Raw genomic sequence first — 23,394 nt, 5'->3', positions numbered from 1 at the left:
GTCTTCCATGTACGATGGTTATTTCTTTTTCTTCGTAGTCGTTTTCTTCTTCACTTTTTTATCTGCGGTTTTCTTTTTCTTCTTTTTAAACACTGGCTTTTTGTGTTTAGGGCGAAGCTCTTTGACAAAACGCTCTTTGATATCTTCTTTCACGTACCGAGATACTCTATCTAACATTGGTTGATCATGAGCTTCCACAATCGAAATTGCGTTGCCTTTTTTGCCCGCTCTTGCAGTGCGGCCAATGCGATGCAAGTAGACATCGGCGCTTCTTGGCATATCGAAGTTAATCACATGGCTGATATCAGGCAGATCGATACCGCGCGCCGCAACATCGGTAGCAAGCAGGACATTAACCGTGCCATCACGAAAGCGAGAGATGGCGTTGTTGCGTCTATCTTGTGGCATCTCACCTTGAATCCATGAACATGGAATCTGAGCTTTCTCTAACTCACCACGAAGTTCTGCTAAGCGTTCTCTGGTCTTGAGAAATACGATACTGCGCTGAGCTTGCTCTGTGAGAATGTGCTTAAGCAAGTCGAGTTTGTGCTCCATCGAATCAGCTCGATGGTACCACTGAGTGATTTTTTTGCGTTCACGTCTAGGTGGCTCAACATCAATGTCTGCAGGATCTTTCAGTAAATCGGCTGTAAAGCCCTCCACACCTTTGCCTTCCAAAGTTGCGGAGAAAAGTAGAGTTTGTTTGCGCCAGCGGCACTCTGCAGATAAACGGTCGACAACAGGACCAAAGCCCATATCTAGCATGCGGTCAGCTTCGTCCAGGATCAGCCATTCAATAGCTCTGCAATCAAAGCGCTCTGCTTCGATATATTCCAGCAAGCGCCCTGGTGTCGCAACAACAATATCTTGAGTCGTGCCAAGGATATCCGCGTGTTCTTGATATTGAACGCCGCCAGTAATAGTGAAAACATTCAAGCGAGTATGCTTTGCGAGCTGTTTTGCTTGCTCTGCGACTTGCATTGCGAGTTCACGAGTTGGAGTTAGAATAAGAATTCTTGCTGGGCCTGCCTTTTTACGTGGAAAATCTAATAAATACTGCAGAGCAGGTAATGCAAATGCTGCTGTTTTACCTGTTCCTGTTGGAGCCGCTGCAAGTACGTCTCTCCCATCAAGTGCTTGTGGGATGGCTTGGGCTTGAATTTGAGTTGGTCGCTGATAATCCATTTCTTCGATGGCACTAAGAAGAATAGGATCAAGCTCCAAATCTGCAAAAGTAGTTGTCACAAGATGTCTCCACAAAGCTGGTAATAACAGAAATTTTAAAGCCGCACATTATAATGTCTTTGCCTTAATGGTCACAGGAATTTTTACATTTTAAGGTAAAACTCTTTCGTTAATTCGATAAATTCTTGGCTATATGTCTGTCCATCTCTAATGGTAAGTTGGCTTTTTTCACACTCAACCTGATGTAAGCTTAATTCAATCAATAACCTATGGACAGGCTTAGACTTTGTGGGCTTTACCTCGCACAGACGACTTAAAAACCATTTTTCTCGTTTTGCTAGCTGCATAAATCTGTTCCCTTCATCAGTAGGTAGTATAAAACTTGCTTTACCATGGTTTGAGACTATTTTTTTGCAGTGGCGTATTAGTGCTAGGTGATCAAGGGTAACTGTGTGTCTAGCGATCGCTCGATTTGCTACTTTGGAGGATTCGCCGTCATTGAAGTAGGGTGGATTGCAAACAACGATGTCGAATTTATTGTCTGGTGTGAATTGCAGAATATCGCAGTGATAGACTTGGATACGATCTTTCCACGGCGAGTTATCTACGTTATTGGTAGCCGATAGAATAGCAGTCGGCTCAATATCTAGTGCGGTAACGAGTAAGTCTTTTTGTCTTTGAGCACACATAAGAGATAAAAGTCCTGTCCCAGTACCAATGTCAATCAGTGTGCTCTTTCTTGATAAATTTACCCATGCACCTAGTAAAACTCCATCGGTGCTTACGGGCATTCCGATGTTGTCAGACTCAACATTAAACAGCTTAAATCGAAAGCTATTTTTAAAATTTTTTTGCTTGTTTCTTATTCTCATACTTTATGACTATGTTGTGAAAATGTTTTTCTGTAGGTTAAATCACTATACATCTGTAAGTTTACGGAGCCTTGCGCTGGTTGGGTAACCTCTTATTTATATTTTTGATGGTTCTTAGTGCTGTCTTTTTCTTGTTATCTAGTGTTATTTACTGGTTTTTTGCTTAATGCGTAATTGATTATGGCGTTTTTTTCTTTATGCTTGATATTTGAGCATTGATTCGTCATTATTCGCAGCTTAAAAATTCTAATGGTGTGTCATTTCAGAACCACACTTTTACGACCACGTAATATGCGTGCAGTCTTTTCGATCACTTTAGTTATTGTCAGTAATAGATTTCTAAAGGCTTAAGAACAATAGTACAAGGTTTCACAGTGAATCAGACGTTAAAATTTACGGATATCATCGCGGTTGGCTTTACGCTTTTCGCGTTCTTTTTAGGTGCAGGGAACATCATTTTTCCACCATTAGCAGGACAGCTAGCAGGTGAGCATTTATTGCCCGCTATGTTTGGCTTTTTGCTAACTGCGGTGGGATTACCGCTGATGACGATTATTGCAATCGCTGTTTCAGGTGGATCCTGGGAGCATTTAACGAGAGATTTACCTAAGCGTATCTCTGTTGTTATGGCTGTTCTTATTTTTGTCATTATTGGTCCTGCTTTTGCTGCACCAAGAACGGGTTTAGTCGCGTATGAAATGGCAGTTAAGCCTTTCTTTACTCATCCTACTCAGCTTTATCTAACCGTATTCTCAATTATTTTCTTCGCAGTAGCGATGTTTTTATCTTGGTCTCAAGGTAAATTAATTGATGCAATAGGCAAGTTCCTAACTCCAGTGTTAGTGCTTGGTTTATTAACGTTAGGCTTTGCAGTATTTATTGACCCTCAAGGTGAGATTTTGGCAGCTCACGCTCAGTATCTGGCTGAGCCGCTAACTAAAGGTTTCCTCGAAGGTTACAACACCATGGATACTCTTGGTGCGTTAATGTTTGGTATGTTGATGGTCGATACATTGCGTTGTCGTGGTATCACTGAACCTAAAGCAACAACAAAGTATCTAATCAAAGCGGCGCTTATCGCTGCGGGCGGCTTGGCGTTTGTTTATGTTTCTTTGTTCTACTTAGGTGCAACTAGCTCTTCTGTCGCAGCTGGTGCAGACAACGGTGGAACGGTATTAAGCTTGTACGTACAATCTTTGTTCGGCCCGTATGGTCAAGTAGCATTATCATTGATTGTATTGCTGGCTTGCTTAACCACTTCTATTGGATTGATCTCTTCTTGTTCAGATTATTTTAGTACACTAACTCCGATACCTTATAAAGCTTGGGTTGTCATTGTTGGTGTAGTGTGTGCGGTAGTCGCAAATGTCGGGCTTGCTCAGCTAATTGCTTTATCAGTTCCTGTGCTTTATGCATTGTACCCAGTAGCTATTGTTCTAGTTTTACTTACTTTCTTACGCAGTAAATTGCCAAACCCACAAGCGGCGTATCGCGTGGCTCTGTCGGTTTCATTTATCTTTTCAATCCTTGATGCAGTTAAGGCGGCAGGTGTTGATGTATCGGCGTTTAAATTCATTCCGTTATTTAATATCGGCATGGGTTGGGTATTGCCTTCCGTAATAGCAATCGTAGTTATGTTTTTCGTTGGAGGCTCAAAGCAACCAGTGCAAGAAGCAAAGGCTTTATAGTTTGAAGCGGTAAAATAGGTTACTTAACAGATATAAAAAAACCGAGCAAATTAGCTCGGTTTTTTTATTGAAGTATCAAGTTACTTTACTTAAGAATTGCATCATTGCCGTTTTCACGAATGTGCTTAAGTATGCTTTTTACAGCCTTTGCACTTGCACCAACGATGTTACCTGACTTCAAGTATTCAGTACCGCCAGAGAAATCTGTAAGAATTGCACCAGCTTCGCGTGCAATTAGCTCGCCTGCCGCCATGTCCCAAGGTTGAAGGCCAAGCTCAAAGTAACCATCAACACGCCCGCTAGCTAGATAGCATAAGTCTAGCGCTGCTGAGCCAGTGCGTCGGAAATCAGCACATTCGACAAATAGAGAAGACAAGATCTTCATGAAAGATTCAGAGTGTTGTTTCTGCTTGAAAGGGAAGCCAGTTGCTAATACAGCGCCTTGGATGTCTTTCATTGGCTTGATACGAATACGAGCGTTGTTTAGCTGTGCACCAGAGCCTCGTTGAGCGGTAAACAGTTCGTTTAGCATTGGGTCGTAAACACAGGCAACTTCAGTTTTGCCTTTGATGCGAACAGCGATAGAAACTGAAAAGTGAGGAAAACCTTTCATGAAGTTAGTCGTGCCATCCAGTGGGTCTATGATCCATTGTACGTCGCTGTCTTTACCTTCAACAAAGCCACTTTCCTCACCAATGATAGAGTGGTCAGGGTAAGAGCCTTTGATTGTTTCGATAATGATAGCTTCAGCTTCTTTGTCTACATTAGTGACAAAGTCGTGCATGCCTTTTTGCGTCGATTCGATTTTATCGGCGTTTTCTAGTGAGTTAGCAATATGATTGCCTGCCTTTCGCGCAGCGCGAATAGCAATATTAAGCATTGGATGCATAGGTTTTTCCCAACGGATGTTAAAGAACGAAAAAGCGGGCGAGAGTATACCAGACAGTCAATAAAAATAAAGTGGTTATTTTTTGCACTTTCGCTGTGAAAGGGTCTGACCATTTTTCATCAAACTGTGGTATCATTCGGCCGCATTTTATAGCTTTGGTTTTTTAGGTCATGTTGGACAACGTAAAAATAGTACTAGTTGGCACTTCCCATTCGGGAAATATTGGCTCGGCAGCTCGAGCAATGAAAGTGATGGGATTAAGTCAATTAGTATTGGTAGAACCACAATGTGAACTTGATGAACAGGCATTTGCTTTGGCTTCTGGGGCCGGTGATATTATTGAGAATGCTGTTATTGTAGAAACCTTAGAAGAAGCAATACGCGACTGTACGTTAGTGGTTGGCTCAAGTGCACGTTCTCGAACGTTGGAGTGGCCGATGCTTGAGCCACGAGAATGTGGAGAAAAAGTAGCAGTAGAGAGTACTCAATCTCAAGTTGCTTTGATGTTTGGCCGAGAAAGAACTGGCCTGACAAATGAAGAGCTGCAAAAATGCCATTATCATGTATGTATTCCTGCTAATCCAGAATACAGCTCATTAAATTTGGCGATGGCTGTTCAGACTATTAGCTATGAAGTGCGCGTTGCGCACTTAGAAAAAGAAAAGCAGAAATATAGTAGTGATGCTGAAGTGGAATATCCGCGTCACAAAGAGCTGGAGTTATTTTACCAGCACCTTGAAAAAGTAATGATAGAAACCCAATTCATTTCTAAAGATCAGCCAGGGCAGGTATTAAATAAATTGCGTAGGCTGTTTAGTCGTGCTCGACCTGAATCGCAAGAACTCAACATCTTACGCGGTGTGTTAACTGCTGTAGAGAAGCACCATTCGCCGAAAGCCTAATCATCATAAAAAATGCTTGCAGAATACTTGAGTAAATTAGTCAAATAAATACTTGACCAATTTAGTCAGGTATGGAAAACTTCTTGTATATAAAGAAGGTGGAGATGGTGTGATATGAGGCTTACTTCGAAAGGAAGATATGCAGTAACAGCGATGTTGGATGTCGCATTGCACTCGCAACAAAATCCAGTTCCTTTGGCGGACATTTCTGAGCGTCAAGGGATTTCGCTCTCTTATTTAGAGCAACTATTTTCAAAACTGCGTAAGGCTGGCTTGGTCGCTAGCGTTCGTGGACCTGGTGGTGGCTACCGCTTAGGTGAAGAACCATACAGTATTGCGGTGGGTACAGTCATTGCTGCTGTTGACGAGTCTGTTGACGCTACTCGGTGTCACGGTAAAGCAGATTGCCAAGGTGGCAGTCGCTGCCTAACACACACGCTGTGGCGTGATTTGAGTTCACGAATTAGTGACTTTTTAGATGGCATTACTCTTGGTGAGCTAATGCAAGACAATGAAATTCTTGAAACGTCCGATCGCCAAGATATTACTCTAGCGGTCAGCCAAGGAGTCAGTAAAAACCAAGTACACAGCAAAAATAATGCTAACCTGGTTCCTATTGGTGCTAATGTTCGTTCATAGTAGCGAAGCTTTACATTGGAGTGAAAAATGAAACTGCCGATTTATCTTGATTATTCAGCAACGTGTCCAGTTGATCCGCGTGTTGCTGAAAAAATGGTTCAGTACATGACTATGGATGGTACTTTTGGTAACCCCGCGTCACGTTCTCACCGTTATGGCTGGCAGGCAGAAGAAGCGGTAGATACTGCTCGTGAGCAAATTGCAGATCTATTAAATGCGGATCCGCGTGAGATTGTATTTACATCTGGCGCAACAGAATCTGATAACCTTGCTATTAAAGGTGCTGCGCACTTTTACGGTAAAAAAGGTAAGCATATAATCACATGCAAAACTGAGCACAAAGCGGTTCTTGACCCTTGTCGTCAACTTGAGCGCGAAGGTTTTGAAGTGACTTATCTAGAGCCAGAGTCGAATGGCATTATTGATTTGAAGAAACTTGAAGCTGCGATGCGTGAAGACACGATACTTGTCTCTATCATGCACGTTAATAACGAGATTGGCGTTATTCAAGATATCTCTTCTATTGGTGAACTGTGTCGTTCGAAGAAAATTATTTTCCATGTCGATGCGGCTCAATCAGCAGGTAAGTTGCCTATTGATGTTCAAGAAATGAAAGTTGATTTGATCTCTTTAACATCTCATAAAATTTATGGTCCGAAAGGTATTGGTGCACTTTATGTTCGCCGTAAACCACGTATTCGCTTAGAAACTCAAATGCACGGTGGTGGTCACGAAAGGGGCTTCCGTTCTGGAACTCTTCCAACGCATCAAATTGTAGGTATGGGGGAAGCGTTCCGTATTGCTAAAGAAGATATGCAGAAAGACTTTGACCACGCGACAGCTTTGCGTGATCGTTTGTTAGCTGGTATCAAAGATATGGAAGCAGTCACTATCAATGGTGACTTAGAGCAACGCTTACCAAATAACTTAAACATTAGCTTTGCTTTTGTTGAAGGTGAATCGCTACTTATGTCTCTGAAGGACCTAGCGGTATCATCAGGTAGTGCTTGTACTTCGGCAAGTCTAGAGCCTTCATATGTTTTACGTGCTTTAGGACTAGATGACGAATTAGCACACAGCTCAATCCGTTTCTCATTTGGTCGTTTTACTACTGAAGAAGAAGTGGATTACGCAATTGAACAAATTCGTGTAGCGGTTAACAAGCTACGTGACATGTCTCCTCTATGGGATATGTACAAGGAAGGGATTGATTTAAATACGGTTGAGTGGGCTCACCATTAATCATTCCAGTGTTTCATATTTAGAGGATTCGAGGTAAATATCATGGCTTATAGCGAAAAAGTAATCGATCACTATGAAAACCCACGCAACGTTGGTGCATTCGATAAAGAAGATCCAAACGTTGGCAGTGGTATGGTAGGTGCTCCAGCTTGTGGTGACGTAATGAAACTGCAAATCAAGGTCACGCCAGAAGGCATTATTGAAGATGCGAAGTTCAAAACTTACGGATGCGGTAGTGCAATTGCTTCAAGTTCACTTGTTACTGAGTGGGTGAAGGGCAAGAGCATTGAAGAAGCAGCTGAAATTAAGAACGCTGAAATTGCACAAGAGTTAGAGCTTCCACCAGTTAAAATACACTGTTCAATCCTAGCTGAAGATGCTATTAAAGCAGCAGTTGCTGACTATAAAAAGAAAAACGAACAGTAGTAGTATTTTGCAGGGAGTGTTTACTCCCTGCTTTGAGTTTTATTTATAAAAGAATAAGGTGCAGTATGGCCATTACTATGACAGATGCAGCGGCTAGCCGTGTTAAAACATTCTTAGATAACCGAGGTAAAGGCCTTGGCTTAAGACTAGGTGTTAAAACGACGGGCTGTTCAGGAATGGCATATGTTCTCGAGTTTGTAGATGATCTAAACGAAGAGGACCAAGTCTTCGAGCACATGGGCATCAAAGTTATCATCGATGCGAAAAGCCTCGTATATTTAGATGGTACTGAGCTTGATTATGTGAAAGAAGGCCTCAACGAAGGATTTGAATTCAACAACCCGAATGCGAAAAATGAATGTGGTTGTGGTGAGAGCTTCACAGTGTAATTGAGCTGAAGCTTAGCCTATCTTATTGAGGTGCGATTGGGACCGTTTTGACTATGAACCACTTTGAATTATTTGGGCTACCAAGTCAGTTTCAACTGGATGGTAGCCTTCTTTCTTCTCACTTTAGAGAACTACAAAAACGCTTTCACCCAGATAAGTTTGCCAGCGCTTCTGAGCGTGACAGGCTTATCGCGGTACAAAAAGCGGCGCAAATTAATGATGCGTACCAAGTGCTTAAAAATCCTATTTCCCGTGCAGAATACTTACTCTCTGAGCAGGGTTTAGACTTGCGTAGTGAACAGCAAACTCTACAAGACCCGATGTTCCTGATGGAGCAAATGGAGTTGAGAGAAGAACTCGAGACACTTTGTTCCAAAGATGACGCGGATGAACTTCTGTTCGAGTTTGAAGCAAAAGTCAGTAAAATGCATAAGCAGCATATAGCGATGGTTGAAAACCAGCTAACTCAAAGCCAGTGGTCTGAAGCTGCGGATACAGTTAGAAAGCTTAAGTTTATTGACAAGTTAAAGAATGAAATAGAACAAGCCGAAGAGCGATTGCTAGGCTAGTTCAATTAGAAAGGATCAACCTCTAATGGCGTTACTCCAAATTGCAGAGCCAGGTCAAAGCAGTGTTCCTCACCAACATAAGTTAGCAGTTGGCATTGACCTAGGTACAACCAATTCACTTGTTGCTACGGTAAGAAGTGGCTCTGCAGATACACTAAATGATGAGCAAGGGCGCTCAGTCTTACCTTCAGTTGTACAATATACCGATTCTGATATTCAAACGGGATATGATGCGCTTTCTCAAGCTCAGGTCGATCCGAAAAATACCATCATTTCAGTCAAGCGTTTAATCGGCCGTTCGTATCAGGACATCCAACAGCGATATCCAAACTTGCCGTATCAGTTAGTTGAATCAGATAACGGACTTCCACAAATACAAACTCCGCAAGGAAATAAGAATCCAATTCAAGTTTCCTCTGAAATCTTAAGGTCATTAAAGACAAGAGCAGAGCAAACACTGGCCGGCGATTTGGCTGGCGTGGTCATCACGGTGCCAGCGTATTTCGACGATGCGCAGCGTACAGGTACTAAAGACGCGGCTAAATTGGCTGGCTTACATGTCTTACGTTTACTCAATGAGCCAACGGCAGCAGCGATTGCGTACGGTTTAGATTCTGGTCAAGAAGGTGTAATTGCAGTCTACGACCTAGGTGGTGGAACCTTCGATATATCTATCTTACGACTAACAAAAGGCGTGTTTGAAGTTCTGGCGACTGGGGGGGATTCGGCCCTTGGCGGTGATGATTTCGATACCTTGGTTGTTGAGCATTTGTTGCAGCAGATGAATAAATCTGCTTCTGAGCTAAGCGCCGAGCAAATGCGAGCACTACATGAAGCTGCTATTGACGCTAAATTGCAGCTGTCTCGGGTAGAAAGCGCAGAAATTTCTGTTCTGGATTGGCAAGGGCTGTTATCTCGAGATGACTTTAACTCGCTTATTCGTCCACTTGTGAAAAAAACACTAATGTCATGCCGCAGAGCATTGCGTGATGCTAGCCTTGATGTTGACGATGTTATGGAAGTTGTCATGGTTGGTGGCTCGACTCGTACATTGCTTGTGCGCGAAATGGTCGGTGAGTTGTTTGACCAAGAGCCATTAACGAGTATCAACCCAGATGAAGTGGTTGCGATTGGCGCTGCAATTCAAGCAGACATCCTTGCGGGCAACAAACCTGACTCAGAAATGCTGCTTTTGGATGTTACGCCACTCTCGCTTGGTATTGAGACCATGGGCGGGCTGGTTGAAAAAATCATTCCAAGAAATACCACGATCCCGGTTGCTCGCGCACAAGAATTTACCACGTTTAAAGATGGCCAGACGGCAATGTCGGTGCATATCGTTCAAGGTGAGCGTGAAATGGTCGATGACTGTCGCTCTCTTGCCAAATTTTCTCTGAAAGGTATTCCGCCAATGGCTGCAGGAGCCGCTCACATTCGCGTGACTTATCAGGTTGATGCGGATGGATTGCTGTCAGTGACTGCCATGGAGAAAAGTACAAGCGTACAAGCCGATATCCAAGTTAAACCGTCTTATGGTCTGAGTGATGAAGAAGTGGCAAATATGCTAAAAGACTCAATGTCACATGCAAAGGAAGATATGCAAGCCAGAGCACTAGCTGAACAGCGAGTTGAAGCAGATCGAGTCATTGAAGGACTGGTCGCTGCCATGCAAGCGGATGGTGATGCGTTGCTATCAGAGCAAGAGAGCGCAGAATTGTTAAAGTCGATAGAGGCATTAATTGCGCTTCGAAATGGTGAAGACGCAGATGCCATAGAACAAGGTATCAAAGCGACGGATAAAGCAAGTGCAGCCTTTGCTTCTCGCCGAATGGACAAGTCAATTCGAGAAGCTTTATCTGGACAGTCTGTCGACGATATTTAGTAGTAGAGATCAAAATATTATGCCAAAGATTATTGTTTTACCTCATGAAGAGTTATGCCCTGAAGGGGCAGTATTAGAGGCAGACACTGGAGAGTCAGTGTTAGATGTTGCTTTGAAAAATGGTATCGGAATTGAGCATGCTTGTGAAAAGTCATGTGCGTGTACCACTTGTCACGTTGTCATTCGTGAAGGCTTTGATTCACTAGAAGAAAGTGAAGAACTTGAAGATGACATGCTTGATAAAGCATGGGGACTTGAGCCGGAATCTAGGTTAGGGTGCCAAGCGAAAGTGGCCGATGAAGATCTAGTAGTAGAAATTCCGAAGTATACAATTAACCACGCTTCAGAAGATCATTAATACAAGAAAATAAACCAATCTAAGAGGTGAGTGATGAAATGGACGGATTCTAGAGAAATCGCGATTGAACTATGCGATTTGCACCCAGATACTGACCCCAAAACGGTGCGTTTTACCGATCTACGTCAATGGATTATCGATATCGAAGACTTTAATGATGATCCAAACCACTGTAATGAAAAGATACTTGAAGCAGTGATATTATGTTGGATGGATGAAGCCGACTAACGGCTGTTTATTCATACACAATCTTAAAAAGCGAACTCTAGTTTCGCTTTTTTTATACCTAGTTATTTATTTGACACGTATGGCGTTCACAATGCCGTTGTGATCACTATTCACTATTACTTTTTCAATATATTTAGACCTTGTCATTCTCGCTAAAACGAGTAACTTGGGCAGGTAGAAAAAATTTAAGAAGGCAAGGAGAGAAAATGTCTCAACAAATGTCAGTATTTATTAGCCAAGAACCAGCTCAACCTCAGTGGGGAGAGAAGGCTATTTTATCCTTTAACGAACAAGGTGCGACGATTCATATTGGTGAAGATAACCACCAAAATACGATTCAGAAAGCGGCACGCAAATTGGCTGGGCAAGGTATTTGTTCTGCGTTTTTGCAGGGTGAAGAGTGGAACATAGAAAACGTTTGGGCATTCCACCAAAGCTATCGTGATGCGAAAAAGAAAAATACTTTAGAGTGGAATGCTCTAGCAGACGCCGACCAAACAGAGCTTGAGGCTCGAATTAAAGCTACATGTTGGGCGCGCGATATCATCAATAAAAGCGCTGAAGAAGTCGCTCCGCGTCAGCTGGCCACAATGGCGGGTGAGTTCATTAAATCTGTTGCCCCAGAAGGGACAGTGTCAGTCAAAATTGTTAAAGATAAAGACCTATTAACTGAAGGTTGGCAAGGTATTTTCGCAGTAGGAAGGGGTTCTGAGCGAACTTCAGCAATGTTGCAATTAGACTTCAACCCGACAGGCGATGAGAATGCACCTGTTTATGCGTGTTTGGTTGGTAAAGGTATTACTTTCGATTCCGGTGGTTATAGCCTGAAGCCTTCTAACTTTATGAGTTCGATGAAAGCCGATATGGGTGGTTCGGGTACAATTACGGCCGGACTTGGCTTAGCCATCATGCGTGGGCTGAACAAACGCGTGAAACTTATCTTATGCTGCGCTGAGAACATGGTTTCTGGTCGAGCTCTTAAGCTGGGTGACATTATTACCTACAAGAATGGCAAGACTGTTGAGATCATGAATACCGATGCTGAAGGTCGCTTAGTTTTGGCTGATGGCTTGATTTACGCGAGTGAACACAAACCAGAACTCATCATCGATTGTGCGACGCTAACAGGAGCAGCGAAAAACGCGTTAGGTAACGATTACCATGCGTTATTGAGCTTCGATGAAGAGCTCACACATTCTGCACTGACTGCAGCAAACAAAGAAAGCGAAGGTTTATGGCCACTACCTTTAGCTGAGTTCCACCGTAGTGCTCTGCCGTCTAACTTTGCGGATTTATCCAACATAAGCAGTGGAGACTACGTACCTGGAGCAAGTACGGCTGCGGCGTTTCTATCTTACTTTGTAGAAGACTACAAAAAAGGTTGGTTGCACTTCGATTGTTCCGGTACATACCGTAAATCAGCGAGCGACAAGTGGGCTGCTGGTGCAACAGGTATGGGCGTACGTACCCTAGCGCGAGTCTTACTGGATAACGCGCAGTAAAATAACGATATAAGTATAAAAAGGATTGAGTATGGCTCTTGAACGAACGTTTTCTATAATCAAGCCCGACGCAGTAGAAAGAAACCTAATTGGTGAGATTTACCACCGTTTTGAACAAGCTGGCTTACAAATTGTCGCAGCTAAAATGGTGCATTTAACCGATGAGCAAGCCAGCGGCTTTTACGCTGAACATGAAGGTAAAGAGTTTTTTCCTTCGTTAAAAGAGTTTATGACTTCAGGCCCTTGTATGGTGCAGGTGCTAGAGGGTGAGAACGCTATTTCACGTTATCGCGAGTTGATGGGTAAAACAAACCCAGAAGAAGCCGCTTGCGGCACATTGCGTGCTGACTATGCCATTAACATGCGCTACAACTCTGTACATGGTTCGGACAGTCCAGAATCAGCAGCGCGTGAGATTGAGTTCTTTTTTCCGCCATCTGAAGTTCACTCCAGATAGTATTAGATTGGGTCAATCGACTCTAGAAAAAGGCACAACATTGAAAGCCCTGACTTATGTTAGGGCTTGATTTTATCTGCAATTCGAAGGTTGCAATGGTTGCTCAAAAAATAACCTAAACTATATTAGTGCCTTAGCAACCTCAACAAGTTGCTACTCTTGTTGCCCTGCTGTAAACACTGTACAATTCGCGCTTTTATATCCATATATTGTCATTGAGAGGCAACATGACCACTGAAAAAATCAATCTACTCGATTTTGATCGCGAAGGCTTACGCAAGTTTTTTGTTGAAGAACTTGGGGAGAAGGCATTTCGCGCTGAGCAGGTGATGAAGTGGATGTATCATTTTGGTTGCGACGATTTTGAGAAAATGACCAACCTGAACAAGAAGTTGCGTGAAAAACTCATCTCTCAATGCGAAGTTCGAGCTCCTGTCGTTTCTGAAGCTCAGCATTCGTCTGACGGTACCATCAAATGGGCAATGAGTGTTGGTGACCAAGATGTGGAAACGGTATATATCCCAGAAGATGATCGCGCGACGTTGTGTATTTCTTCTCAGGTAGGTTGTGCTTTGGAATGTAAATTTTGTTCTACGGCTCAGCAAGGCTTTAACCGCAACTTAAAAGTCTCTGAAATTATCGGACAACTTTGGCGTGCGGCTCGTGAAATTGGTTTAGAGAAAGAAACGGGTCGTCGACCTATTACCAATGTGGTTATGATGGGTATGGGTGAGCCGCTTCTAAACATGAAGAACCTCCTTCCTGCACTTAGACTAATGCTAGACGATTTAGGCTTTGGCTTATCTAAGCGTCGTGTGACAGTTTCTACTTCTGGTGTTGTTTCTGGTTTAGATCAAATGACAGGAACCATTGATGTTGCACTAGCCATTTCACTGCACGCCCCAAATGACGAATTGCGTAGTCAAATTATGCCAATTAACGATCGTTGGGATATCGATGACTTCTTAGCGTCAGTCCGTCGTTACATCGCATCGTCAAACGCAAACCGTGGCAAAGTGACCGTGGAATACGTATTGCTGGATCATGTGAATGATGACATGGATCATGCTCGCGAGTTGGCAGCATTAATGAAAGATACGCCTTGTAAAATAAACCTCATTCCATTCAACCCATACCCTGGGTCGCCATACAAAAAGCCAAGTAATTCGCGTATTGATCGCTTCATGAAGACCTTGATGCAGTACGATTACACAGTAACAGTGCGTAAGACTAGAGGTGATGATATTGATGCGGCTTGTGGTCAGCTAGTTGGTGATGTTATCGATAGAACGAAGCGAACCAAGTCTAAGCTGCAATCGGACGAAAATCAGATCCCAGTAAAAGCCATTTAACCCTACTTGAAGGAAGGATTCAGGCTGTTTTTGTCTTTTTTACGAGTTAGGTATGGTTAGTTATTTGATTACACTAGCCATCCTAAAATGTAAATTTTAGGAAAAACCTTGAGCTGCTTGTAATTTCTATTTCATCATAATGTTGTTTAACGGCTATTATCTATTAGAATTGCTAAATAGAGATTGTGATGTAATTTGAGTCAAAAGATGACTCAAATATAAAGAAAATTAGGCGAGGAGAACTTTCCTCAATGTTTATCCGTTCCTGACTTTAACTTTTAGAGTGATAGATTAATAAAAATAACAAGCAGCACTCAAGTCACGAACCAATTAAGAGATGTACACCTCTAATGAGTACAAAACAGAACATATTAGTCGAAGATGAAGTTGTAGAATCAGTGGAATTAGAAGCAGGGACGATCCTTAAGCAAAAACGTGAAGAATTAGGCTTAAGCCAAAAGCAGATCGCCGATCGCCTCAGACTCAAATTATCAATCATCAAAGATATCGAAAATAATAATTTTGAAATAGGTCAAGTTGCAACATTCACTCGTGGTTACTTACGTTCATATGCTAAAGCGGTGGGGATAGAAGAATCCACTATTCTAGAGGCTTTAGGGGACGAAAATGGTACAAAACCACAAGCGCAAAATATGACCAGCTTTTCTCGTAAAACTAAACGTGAAAAGCACGATAGCCGTATTATGATCATCACGTGGGGAATCCTTGCCATTATCGTTGGTATTTCCTCTCTTTGGTGGTGGCAAAATCAGCAAAGAGATACGTTACTATCCCCAAGTTCAAGTGTACAAACTCCAGCAACTACCAACGACTCAAATACTGCGAGTTCTGATAATCCAGCAACATCTCAAACTGAAGACAATAGTAAAAACGATTTCACCACTTTAAAGTCAGGCCAGTTGAGCTCTAGTAAAGCTGCCGATAGTACTGATAAGAGCACAGCGGAGAACTCAAGCTCTGAGACTGCGGCCAAGCAAGAGAAACCGGCCGCAACACCTGCATCTAACTCTAATCAAACGACGCAGCCAGAAGTACAACCTTCGGTTCCAGCTTCGCCAGCTATTCCTCAATCCAACACTGGTTCATCTAGTTCAGTCGTAGCCAATAAAACTATCGATATGTCATTTAAAGCTAGTTGTTGGTTACAAGTAAAAGATGCGACTGGTAAGGTGTTGGTTTCTGGGATTAAAAATGGCGGGCAGAGCTTAAAACTTTCTGGAGAGGCACCATTTAATGTCATCTTGGGAGCGCCAGAAAACGTTTCAATGACATTTGCGAGTGAACCTGTCGACCTTTCTAGGTATACTCCGGGTAAAGTAGCTAGATTTACCTTACCTTAGAAAATATTATGCAACACGAATCTCCTATTAAACGTCGCCCGTCGACACGTATTTATGTGGGCGATGTGGCAATCGGTGACGGTGCACCGATTGCTGTGCAGTCCATGACCAATACTCGTACTACAGATGTGGACGCCACGGTCGCGCAAATTAAAGCGTTGGAAAATGTGGGTGCCGATATCGTTCGAGTGTCTGTACCAACTATGGACGCTGCAGAAGCGTTCAAGCAAATCAAGCAGCAAGTCTCTATTCCACTCGTAGCCGATATCCATTTCGATTATCGTATCGCTTTAAAAGTGGCCGAGTATGGTGTGGACTGTTTACGCATCAACCCGGGTAACATTGGTAAAGAAGATCGCATACGCTCAGTGGTTGACTGCGCTCGCGATAAAAATATTCCTATTCGAATTGGTGTAAACGGCGGCTCTTTAGAAAAAGATATCCAGATGAAATATGGCGAACCTACGCCAGAAGCTCTGGTTGAGTCTGCAATGCGCCATGTCGATATTCTAGACCGCCTGAACTTTGATCAGTTTAAAGTTAGTGTAAAGGCGTCAGATGTTTTCCTTGCTGTTGACTCTTATCGAATCTTAGCCAAGAAAATTGATCAGCCTCTTCACCTTGGTATTACCGAAGCGGGTGGTGCAAGAGCTGGAGCAGTCAAATCCTCTGTTGGCTTGGGGATGTTACTCGCTGAAGGCATTGGGGACACTTTGCGTATTTCTCTGGCAGCAAACCCTGTTGAAGAAGTGAAAGTTGGCTTTGATATTTTGAAGTCACTGCGTATTCGCTCTCGCGGTGTTAACTTCATTGCCTGTCCGACATGCTCTCGTCAAGAGTTCGACGTAATTGGCACGGTTAACGCACTAGAGGAAAGGTTGGAAGATGTTCTCACTCCAATGGATGTTTCTATTATTGGTTGCGTAGTTAATGGACCAGGAGAAGCGGAAGTTTCTCATTTAGGCCTGGCAGGCAGCAATAAAAAGAGCGCGTTTTACGAAGACGGTAAGCGTCAAAAAGAGCGCTTTGACAATGACAACATCATTGATCAACTCGAAGCTAAAATTCGCGCAAAAGCAGCTGTATTAGATGCGAACAATCGTATCGAAGTGAATCAGCTCGAATCAAACTCAATCGACTCAAAACAATCTTAACGACACTACGGTAATTATTGTGGCAAAAACAATTCAAGCAATCCGAGGCATGAATGACTGCCTTCCTACTCAATCTCCTGTTTGGCAGAAAGTAGAAAACTGTCTGAAAAATGTTGTCGCTTCTTATGGCTACAACGAAATTCGCACACCTATCGTTGAGATGACTCATCTATTTAGCCGTGCGATTGGCGAAGTCACCGATGTGGTTGAAAAGGAAATGTATACCTTTGATGATCGTAACGGTGACAGTTTAACTCTTCGACCTGAAGGCACGGCAGGTTGTGTGCGCGCAGGAATTGAGAATGGCTTGCTTTACAACCAAGAACAAAGATTGTGGTATACCGGACCAATGTTCCGCCATGAAAGACCTCAGAAAGGACGCTACCGTCAATTCCACCAATTTGGTGTAGAAGTGTTCGGTATCCCAACGCCAGATGCGGATGCAGAAGTTATCATGTTGACCGCGAAATTCTGGCGTGATCTTGGTGTAGCAAAACACGTTCGCCTAGAAGTGAACTCTATTGGTTCATCTGAAGAGCGCCAAGAGTACCGCACGGCGTTGGTTGCTTTCTTAGAGCAACATGTGGACGTGTTGGATGAAGATTGTAAACGCCGCATGCACACTAACCCTCTACGTGTTTTAGACAGTAAAAACCCAGAAGTACAAGCGATCTTAACGGATGCGCCTCGCTTATCTGAATATCTAAATGAAGAGTCGAAACAGCATTTTTCTCAAGTTTGTGAACTTCTTGACGCTGCTGGTATCGAATACACCGAGAATGAGCGATTAGTTCGTGGCTTAGATTACTACAATCGCACGGTATTCGAGTGGATCACTGAAAGTTTAGGTGCTCAAGGTACGGTTTGTGCCGGCGGTCGCTATGATGGTTTGGTTGAGCAACTTGGTGGTAAGGCTACTCCAGGTTTCGGCTTTGGTTTGGGCATCGAGCGCTTGGTTCTTCTGCTTGAAACATTAGAACTGGATGATGTTCGTCGCAGTGTCGATGTATATGTTGTGACTGCTGGCGAAGGTACCACAATGGCTGGTATGAAGCTATCTGAGCAGCTTCGTGAAAAGTTGCCGGGCGTGCGAGTAATGAACCACTTAGGTGGTGGCAACTTTAAGAAACAATTTAAGCGTGCTGATAAAGTGGGTGCAGTTGTAGCATTGGTATTGGGCGAAAACGAAGTTCAAGACAAAACAGTGGTACTTAAAGATCTTGTTGGTGGTGAGCAAACGACTCATTCTCAAGATGACATTATCGCAAAATTATCTGACTTACTTTCAGTTTAGTATTTAGGCCCACAAGCAAGAACGGTTTTATAGAACAAATTTAAGAGGACAGGAAGTGGAACTCTACAATAGTGAAGAAGAACAAGTTGAAGCGATAAAAGAGTGGCTTCGTAAATACGGCAAATTTTTGATCATACTTGTTGTGATTGTGATAGCAGGACTTACTGGTTGGCACTTCTATCAGTCATCAGACAATGCTTCTAAAGAGAGCGCTTCTGTTGGCTACACGACTGCGATAAAAGCGTTGGAATCACAAGGCGTAAAAGCTGAATCTTCTGTGCAAAGTTTTATTGATGCTAATAAATCTAGTGAATACTCTGTACTTGCAGCATTGCAACTTGCGAAAGTTCAAGCAGAAGCTGGCAATCTAGACGAAGCTTTAGCTCAGCTAGAGTGGGCGAAGGGCGATACGCAAGACGAAGCGTTGAAGGCAATCGCATCTTATCGAGTAGCAAGAATTCAAGAAGAACAAGGCCATTACGAGTCAGCGCTTACTGAGCTTGCGAGTATTAAAAGTTCGGCATGGGCAGGGCGCGTATCTGAGCTGAAAGGTGACATTGCTATGAGACAGGGTAAGCCAGATGAAGCATATAAAGCTTATGTTGAAGCTCAGCAATCTGGTGATACTAGCCAAGCACTTAAAATGAAGCTTGATGATTTAGCCAAGCAAGGGCAGTAATAGATGATGAAACGGCTGAACAAAGTCCTAATGTTGGTCGTTGCTATTGCAGCCTTATCTGGTTGTGCTAGCGACGATGCTATAGTGATGGCACCAGTGCCAAAAGTGAACAGCCAGTTCACACCAACGACGGATTGGAGTACTTCAATCGGTTCTGGTGTTGGTCAGTTTTATTCAAAACTGACGCCTGATTACGCTTACGGTAAATTATTTGTCGCTAGCCGTGCGGGATTAGTTAAAGCTCTTGATCCGAAAACTGGTGATACAATTTGGGAAAACGACCTTGAGAAGGAAACGACAGCTCGTTTATCAGGTGGTATCTCCGCAGCATACGGCAAAATCTATATTGGTAGTGAGGATGGTTACGTATTTGCACTAAATGCAGATACGGGCAAAGTCGAGTGGAAAGCTGATGTAGATGGTGAAGTGCTAGCTACTCCTGCAACGGACAGTAACTTGGTATTTGTTCACACAAGTCGCGGAATGTTGATTGCTCTTGACCAATCTACTGGTAAAGAAAAATGGACGGTAAGTACCGACGTACCAACACTGACTATGCGTGGTGATAGTACTCCTGTCGCTCAAGGTGGTGCAGTATTTTGGGGCACATCGAGTGGTCGATTAGCCGCAGCAATTATCTCTCAAGGCCAGTTAGCATGGCAAATCCCAATTGGAATTCCACAAGGTTCCACTGAAATTGATCGACTGGTTGATGTTGATGCTTCTCCGCTTATCTTGGGTAACACGCTGTATATCGTTGGTATCCATGGCAACTTAACTGCGATTGATTTGCAATCGGGAGAAGCAATGTGGAAACGGAAGTATTCCTCAGCGACGAATATGGCAACCGATGGTAGCCGAATATTCTTAGTCACTGATGAAGATCATGTTGTTGCTGTTGATGCGCGTAGTGGTACTAAGATCTGGAGTAATGATCAGCTGCAACATCGATTGGTGACTGCACCGGTTGTGATTGGTGACTATGTGGTTGTTGGCGATGGTGAAGGGTATTTGTACTGGATAAGTCGTACTACGGGCAACTTTGTCGCCGAGCAAGAAATCAATAGTAGTGGTATTGCTGTTCCGCCAGTTCAGCTTCCTGACGGATATGTAGTGATTACCCGAAATGGCGACATTAAGAAACTGACGCTTCCAGAATAATATCGTGATATAATCCGTTTTCGGCTCCTGGCTGGTAACAGTCAGGAGCCATTTTATTGTTATAAAATTAATACTTGTGAAAGCGTCGCTTTTACATATTTACGTAATTTGAAGTAGTGCGGTTATAGATAACAGACTTGGTAATAGACGGTTTGTTCTCTATAACTACATAAGTAAAAAAGACATACTATTGAGGTTTTTATGGTACCTGTTGTTGCTTTAGTGGGACGCCCAAATGTGGGCAAGTCGACGCTATTTAACCGCTTAACTCGAACTCGAGATGCGCTAGTGGCAGATTTCCCTGGCTTAACGCGTGACCGTAAATATGGCCAAGCGAAACTTGGCGAACATGAATTTATTGTCATTGACACGGGTGGTATTGACGGTTCAGAAGAGGGAGTTGAAACCAAGATGGCTGAGCAGTCTTTGGCTGCGATTGAGGAAGCAGATGTCGTCTTGTTCATGGTCGATGGCCGCGCGGGTTTAACTGTTTCAGACGAAGCCATTGCGCAGCATCTTCGTAAAACTGAAAAACGCTCGATGCTGGTAGTTAACAAAGTTGATGGCATTGACGCTGATGCCGCAAGTGCTGAGTTTTGGCAACTTGGTATGGACAACATGTATCAAATCGCCGCTGCTCATGGACGCGGAGTGAGTGCTTTGATTGACTTAGCGCTTAACCCTTTTGCTGAAGAACTTCTTGAGCAAGCAAAAGGTGAGATAGAAGATCTCACTGAATTTGAAGATGCCGAAGAAGAGAAGCTCGATTACACAGAGGAAGAAGCGGAAGCAGAATTTACTCGCCTGCAAGAGCAACCGATCAAGTTGGCTATTATTGGCCGACCTAACGTTGGTAAATCAACGCTGACGAACCGTATTTTAGGTGAAGAACGCGTTGTTGTTTATGATATGCCAGGCACAACTCGTGATTCTATTTACATCCCAATGGAAAGGGATGAGCGTGAATACGTATTGATTGATACTGCAGGTGTAAGACGTCGCAAACGCATCAACGAAACCGTCGAAAAGTTCTCAGTAGTCAAAACGCTAAAAGCAATTGAAGATGCCAACGTGGTACTTTTGGTTATCGATGCTCGTGAAAATATCTCTGATCAAGATTTAAGCTTACTAGGTTTTGCACTTAATGCTGGCCGCTCAATTGTGCTCGCAGTAAACAAGTGGGATGGTTTAGATACTGGCGTCAAAGAGAACGTGAAGAAAGAGCTAGATAGACGATTAGGGTTTGTTGATTTTGCCCGTATTCACTTTATCTCTGCATTGCACGGAACGGGTGTCGGCCACCTGTTTGAGTCTGTTCAAGAAGCTTATAAGTCTGCCACTACACGAGTTGGAACTTCGGTTCTTACCCGTATCATGAAAATGGCAACGGAAGATCATCAACCACCATTGGTTCGTGGTCGCCGTGTTAAGCTCAAATATGCGCACGCTGGTGGTTATAACCCACCAATCGTTGTAATTCACGGTAACTTGGTCAATGAACTACCAGATTCTTACAAGCGTTATCTGATGAACTACTACCGTAAGTCGCTCGATATTATGGGTACGCCAATTCGTATTCAGTTCCAAAGCAGCGATAACCCATTTGAGGGTAAGAGCAACAAGATGACGCTTTCACAAGAGAGAAAGCGAAAACGCCTGATGGGCATGATGAAAAATCGTAAGAAGTGATAGAATTACCCAAACAATTTGTTTGGGTATTTTTTTACACTTCGATTATGACTTCTAATATCACTCGTACCATCACTAAGTTTTGTCATCAAATTTGGCAACTTGAAGCCAGTGTCCAGCTGGTTGAAACGCATACTGACTTTACGTATATCGTTACCGATCAAACACCATTCCATCCTGTTAGCCATATTTGGCCTGATCATCCAGCTGATAAAGGCACTATCACACTTTCAAGTGGTGCCGTTATTGAAGTAATGGATTGCCGCGTAGGAGCCATCGAGCTCGAAACGCAAACTCTGTATGTTGGTAAGAATATTCCCGTAAAAAGAGATCAAGATGGCTGGATATTTGTTGTTGTGCATTGTGTCGAGCCTTTGTCAGATGAACCTCTTAGCGGCGACAAGGTCATACTGAATGTTGATAAAGAGCGCCAACAAGCACTAGGGCGCGGACACAGTGCAGGGCATCTTTCGTACCTCGCCTTGAATAAAGTTCTTGCAGACGGGTATTGGAGAAAAGAAGCTGATAGACGTGACCCTCATGGATATTATGACTTCAATAGCTACGCGCAAGTATCGAGCTTTGTTAGCGAAGATAAATGCGTCGATACTTACAGACTTGGTAAAACGCTTAGAAAGCGTGGTTTGAATAGCGCAGATATGCTGGCTGATTTGCCTTTAATAGAGCAGAAAGTTAATCAGTTGCTGCATGAGTGGCTTCAGCTTGGCGCAGCAATTGAAGTGATTTGTGATGGTGACGCTCTCACTGACTCCCGTTACTGGCATTGCAACCTGTTGGAGGGCGAAACAGCAGTCATCGCGTGTGGTGGCACGCACGCAGGATCTTTGTCTGATTACGACAATATAACAGTCAAATTCAATAAGCTAGATGAACAACATATTGAGATGCACACTGATTCAGCAGCTGCTTGATGTAATATTGATCTTTTTATTAACATCTAAAAGTAGCGGGTTTTAATTATGATGTTAGATTTTTATACTGTATGAAATCGAAAGACAGGATATGTAACTTATGCTTTCGGTGTGTGGTTATATAAATGTTCTTTTTAAGGCAGATCGCTGATCAGCTCGTATAAAGTGCAAGATCCACTTAGATCGCTACTTTTTTGTACAAATATGCAGAGGAAAAAACTATGCAACAAAACCAATGTCCTACGTGTAGTCAGGAATTGCAATGGGATGGCCAATATTTTTGTTCAGCTTGCCAGCAACATTACAAAAAAAAGGTTTTGTGCCCCGAATGTGATGAAGAAGTCGAGAAGTTGAAAGCCTGTGGAGCAGTGAACTACTTCTGTAACACGTGTAATGAACTTAAATCCAAGTCAAAAGTGACTATTATTTGGCAGCAGGCCTGATCACTCTAGCCAAGTATTGACTCCACATCTACGAATACTTGGCTGGACAAAAACTTTACACTAGCAGCTAATGTCAAAATGTAGAAAGTATCCAATGAACG

At 43.1% G+C, this 23,394-nt stretch carries 24 protein-coding genes; 21 read left to right on the top strand and 3 right to left on the bottom strand.

The annotated features are described in order from the left end of the window. Positions 1-18 precede the first annotated feature (18 nt). Positions 19-1,245 carry an ATP-dependent RNA helicase SrmB gene (gene srmB / locus ACM2FC_RS12595; RefSeq protein WP_498481273.1) on the bottom strand — a complete coding sequence of 409 codons (1,227 nt, stop codon included), beginning with the start codon at positions 1,243-1,245 and terminating at the stop codon, positions 19-21. An 83-nt stretch (positions 1,246-1,328) separates the two neighbouring features. Next, positions 1,329-2,057 (bottom strand): tRNA1(Val) (adenine(37)-N6)-methyltransferase, encoded by a 729-nt coding sequence (locus ACM2FC_RS12590; RefSeq protein WP_498481271.1) that lies wholly within the window; start codon positions 2,055-2,057, stop codon positions 1,329-1,331. A gap of 374 nt (positions 2,058-2,431) precedes the next feature. Here ACM2FC_RS12590 and brnQ point away from each other — a divergent pair, with 374 nt between their 5' ends. After that, on the top strand, positions 2,432-3,745 hold the full coding sequence (gene brnQ / locus ACM2FC_RS12585) for a branched-chain amino acid transport system II carrier protein (RefSeq protein ID WP_498481270.1): 1,314 nt from the start codon (positions 2,432-2,434) through the stop codon (positions 3,743-3,745). Between the two features lie 85 nt (positions 3,746-3,830). Here brnQ and suhB read toward each other — a convergent pair whose 3' ends face one another. Next, the gene (suhB, locus tag ACM2FC_RS12580) at positions 3,831-4,634 is read right to left on the bottom strand and encodes an inositol-1-monophosphatase (RefSeq protein WP_498481269.1); all 804 of its coding nucleotides are present in this window, start codon (positions 4,632-4,634) and stop codon (positions 3,831-3,833) included. 170 nt (positions 4,635-4,804) lie between these two features. On the opposite strand from suhB, the gene trmJ reads away from it, so the two are divergent. The 20 genes from trmJ to ACM2FC_RS12480 all read left to right on the top strand — a co-directional run bounded on the left by trmJ (position 4,805) and on the right by ACM2FC_RS12480 (position 23,293). After that, entirely contained in the window at positions 4,805-5,536 is a 732-nt protein-coding gene (gene trmJ, locus ACM2FC_RS12575; protein WP_498481268.1) for a tRNA (cytosine(32)/uridine(32)-2'-O)-methyltransferase TrmJ, read from the top strand. A gap of 114 nt (positions 5,537-5,650) precedes the next feature. After that, on the top strand, positions 5,651-6,175 hold the full coding sequence (iscR, locus tag ACM2FC_RS12570; RefSeq protein ID WP_498481267.1) for a Fe-S cluster assembly transcriptional regulator IscR: 525 nt from the start codon (positions 5,651-5,653) through the stop codon (positions 6,173-6,175). A 27-nt stretch (positions 6,176-6,202) separates the two neighbouring features. After that, positions 6,203-7,417 (top strand): IscS subfamily cysteine desulfurase, encoded by a 1,215-nt coding sequence (locus tag ACM2FC_RS12565; RefSeq protein WP_498481266.1) that lies wholly within the window; start codon positions 6,203-6,205, stop codon positions 7,415-7,417. Positions 7,418-7,459: 42 nt separating this feature from the next. Next, positions 7,460-7,843 (top strand): Fe-S cluster assembly scaffold IscU, encoded by a 384-nt coding sequence (gene iscU, locus ACM2FC_RS12560; RefSeq protein ID WP_498481265.1) that lies wholly within the window; start codon positions 7,460-7,462, stop codon positions 7,841-7,843. A 65-nt stretch (positions 7,844-7,908) separates the two neighbouring features. After that, entirely contained in the window at positions 7,909-8,232 is a 324-nt protein-coding gene (iscA, locus tag ACM2FC_RS12555) for an iron-sulfur cluster assembly protein IscA (protein WP_498481264.1), read from the top strand. A gap of 53 nt (positions 8,233-8,285) precedes the next feature. After that, entirely contained in the window at positions 8,286-8,801 is a 516-nt protein-coding gene (gene hscB / locus ACM2FC_RS12550) for a co-chaperone HscB (protein WP_498481263.1), read from the top strand. A gap of 25 nt (positions 8,802-8,826) precedes the next feature. After that, the gene (hscA, locus tag ACM2FC_RS12545) at positions 8,827-10,683 is read left to right on the top strand and encodes a Fe-S protein assembly chaperone HscA (RefSeq protein ID WP_498481262.1); all 1,857 of its coding nucleotides are present in this window, start codon (positions 8,827-8,829) and stop codon (positions 10,681-10,683) included. Positions 10,684-10,702: 19 nt separating this feature from the next. After that, positions 10,703-11,041 carry an ISC system 2Fe-2S type ferredoxin gene (fdx, locus tag ACM2FC_RS12540; RefSeq protein WP_498481261.1) on the top strand — a complete coding sequence of 113 codons (339 nt, stop codon included), beginning with the start codon at positions 10,703-10,705 and terminating at the stop codon, positions 11,039-11,041. 33 nt (positions 11,042-11,074) lie between these two features. Then, complete coding sequence (gene iscX / locus ACM2FC_RS12535) at positions 11,075-11,269, top strand: Fe-S cluster assembly protein IscX (protein WP_498481260.1); 195 nt, start codon at positions 11,075-11,077, stop codon at positions 11,267-11,269. Between the two features lie 206 nt (positions 11,270-11,475). Continuing rightward, entirely contained in the window at positions 11,476-12,771 is a 1,296-nt protein-coding gene (gene pepB / locus ACM2FC_RS12530) for an aminopeptidase PepB (protein WP_498481259.1), read from the top strand. Positions 12,772-12,802: 31 nt separating this feature from the next. Beyond that, positions 12,803-13,228 (top strand): nucleoside-diphosphate kinase, encoded by a 426-nt coding sequence (gene ndk, locus ACM2FC_RS12525; RefSeq protein ID WP_498481258.1) that lies wholly within the window; start codon positions 12,803-12,805, stop codon positions 13,226-13,228. Positions 13,229-13,455: 227 nt separating this feature from the next. Continuing rightward, the gene (gene rlmN, locus ACM2FC_RS12520) at positions 13,456-14,580 is read left to right on the top strand and encodes a dual-specificity RNA methyltransferase RlmN (RefSeq protein WP_498481257.1); all 1,125 of its coding nucleotides are present in this window, start codon (positions 13,456-13,458) and stop codon (positions 14,578-14,580) included. 350 nt (positions 14,581-14,930) lie between these two features. Next, complete coding sequence (gene rodZ, locus ACM2FC_RS12515) at positions 14,931-15,941, top strand: cytoskeleton protein RodZ (RefSeq protein ID WP_498481256.1); 1,011 nt, start codon at positions 14,931-14,933, stop codon at positions 15,939-15,941. Positions 15,942-15,949: 8 nt separating this feature from the next. Next, on the top strand, positions 15,950-17,095 hold the full coding sequence (gene ispG / locus ACM2FC_RS12510) for a flavodoxin-dependent (E)-4-hydroxy-3-methylbut-2-enyl-diphosphate synthase (RefSeq protein ID WP_498481255.1): 1,146 nt from the start codon (positions 15,950-15,952) through the stop codon (positions 17,093-17,095). 19 nt (positions 17,096-17,114) lie between these two features. After that, complete coding sequence (gene hisS, locus ACM2FC_RS12505) at positions 17,115-18,389, top strand: histidine--tRNA ligase (protein ID WP_498481253.1); 1,275 nt, start codon at positions 17,115-17,117, stop codon at positions 18,387-18,389. 55 nt (positions 18,390-18,444) lie between these two features. After that, positions 18,445-19,068: a YfgM family protein gene (locus ACM2FC_RS12500; protein ID WP_498481252.1), complete on the top strand. Its 624-nt coding sequence runs from the start codon at positions 18,445-18,447 to the stop codon at positions 19,066-19,068. A gap of 3 nt (positions 19,069-19,071) precedes the next feature. After that, complete coding sequence (gene bamB / locus ACM2FC_RS12495) at positions 19,072-20,229, top strand: outer membrane protein assembly factor BamB (RefSeq protein ID WP_498481251.1); 1,158 nt, start codon at positions 19,072-19,074, stop codon at positions 20,227-20,229. A 201-nt stretch (positions 20,230-20,430) separates the two neighbouring features. Further along, the gene (gene der, locus ACM2FC_RS12490) at positions 20,431-21,918 is read left to right on the top strand and encodes a ribosome biogenesis GTPase Der (protein WP_498481250.1); all 1,488 of its coding nucleotides are present in this window, start codon (positions 20,431-20,433) and stop codon (positions 21,916-21,918) included. Positions 21,919-21,965: 47 nt separating this feature from the next. Then, a complete protein-coding gene (locus tag ACM2FC_RS12485) occupies positions 21,966-22,850 on the top strand; it encodes an alanyl-tRNA editing protein (protein WP_498481249.1) in 885 nt (294 codons plus the stop codon). A gap of 221 nt (positions 22,851-23,071) precedes the next feature. Further along, the gene (locus ACM2FC_RS12480; protein WP_498481248.1) at positions 23,072-23,293 is read left to right on the top strand and encodes a zinc ribbon domain-containing protein; all 222 of its coding nucleotides are present in this window, start codon (positions 23,072-23,074) and stop codon (positions 23,291-23,293) included. Positions 23,294-23,394 lie beyond the last annotated feature (101 nt).

It is taken from the genome of Vibrio sp. A37, from assembly GCF_059777565.1.
Note: the sequence above shows the minus strand (reverse complement) of the source record. Positions and strands in the feature narration are given on the sequence as shown.

Bases quoted from the DNA above. Each gene is read 5' to 3' on its own strand.
- ACM2FC_RS12590 (WP_498481271.1), bottom strand. From the start codon at position 2,057: ATGAGAATAAGAAACAAGCAAAAAAATTTTAAAAATAGCTTTCGATTT.
- suhB (WP_498481269.1), bottom strand. From the start codon at position 4,634: ATGCATCCAATGCTTAATATTGCTATTCGCGCTGCGCGAAAGGCAGGC.
- trmJ (WP_498481268.1), top strand. From the start codon at position 4,805: ATGTTGGACAACGTAAAAATAGTACTAGTTGGCACTTCCCATTCGGGA.
- iscR (WP_498481267.1), top strand. From the start codon at position 5,651: ATGAGGCTTACTTCGAAAGGAAGATATGCAGTAACAGCGATGTTGGAT.
- ACM2FC_RS12565 (WP_498481266.1), top strand. From the start codon at position 6,203: ATGAAACTGCCGATTTATCTTGATTATTCAGCAACGTGTCCAGTTGAT.
- iscU (WP_498481265.1), top strand. From the start codon at position 7,460: ATGGCTTATAGCGAAAAAGTAATCGATCACTATGAAAACCCACGCAAC.
- iscA (WP_498481264.1), top strand. From the start codon at position 7,909: ATGGCCATTACTATGACAGATGCAGCGGCTAGCCGTGTTAAAACATTC.
- hscB (WP_498481263.1), top strand. From the start codon at position 8,286: ATGAACCACTTTGAATTATTTGGGCTACCAAGTCAGTTTCAACTGGAT.
- hscA (WP_498481262.1), top strand. From the start codon at position 8,827: ATGGCGTTACTCCAAATTGCAGAGCCAGGTCAAAGCAGTGTTCCTCAC.
- fdx (WP_498481261.1), top strand. From the start codon at position 10,703: ATGCCAAAGATTATTGTTTTACCTCATGAAGAGTTATGCCCTGAAGGG.
- iscX (WP_498481260.1), top strand. From the start codon at position 11,075: ATGAAATGGACGGATTCTAGAGAAATCGCGATTGAACTATGCGATTTG.
- pepB (WP_498481259.1), top strand. From the start codon at position 11,476: ATGTCTCAACAAATGTCAGTATTTATTAGCCAAGAACCAGCTCAACCT.
- ndk (WP_498481258.1), top strand. From the start codon at position 12,803: ATGGCTCTTGAACGAACGTTTTCTATAATCAAGCCCGACGCAGTAGAA.
- rlmN (WP_498481257.1), top strand. From the start codon at position 13,456: ATGACCACTGAAAAAATCAATCTACTCGATTTTGATCGCGAAGGCTTA.
- rodZ (WP_498481256.1), top strand. From the start codon at position 14,931: ATGAGTACAAAACAGAACATATTAGTCGAAGATGAAGTTGTAGAATCA.
- ispG (WP_498481255.1), top strand. From the start codon at position 15,950: ATGCAACACGAATCTCCTATTAAACGTCGCCCGTCGACACGTATTTAT.
- bamB (WP_498481251.1), top strand. From the start codon at position 19,072: ATGATGAAACGGCTGAACAAAGTCCTAATGTTGGTCGTTGCTATTGCA.
- der (WP_498481250.1), top strand. From the start codon at position 20,431: ATGGTACCTGTTGTTGCTTTAGTGGGACGCCCAAATGTGGGCAAGTCG.
- ACM2FC_RS12485 (WP_498481249.1), top strand. From the start codon at position 21,966: ATGACTTCTAATATCACTCGTACCATCACTAAGTTTTGTCATCAAATT.
- ACM2FC_RS12480 (WP_498481248.1), top strand. From the start codon at position 23,072: ATGCAACAAAACCAATGTCCTACGTGTAGTCAGGAATTGCAATGGGAT.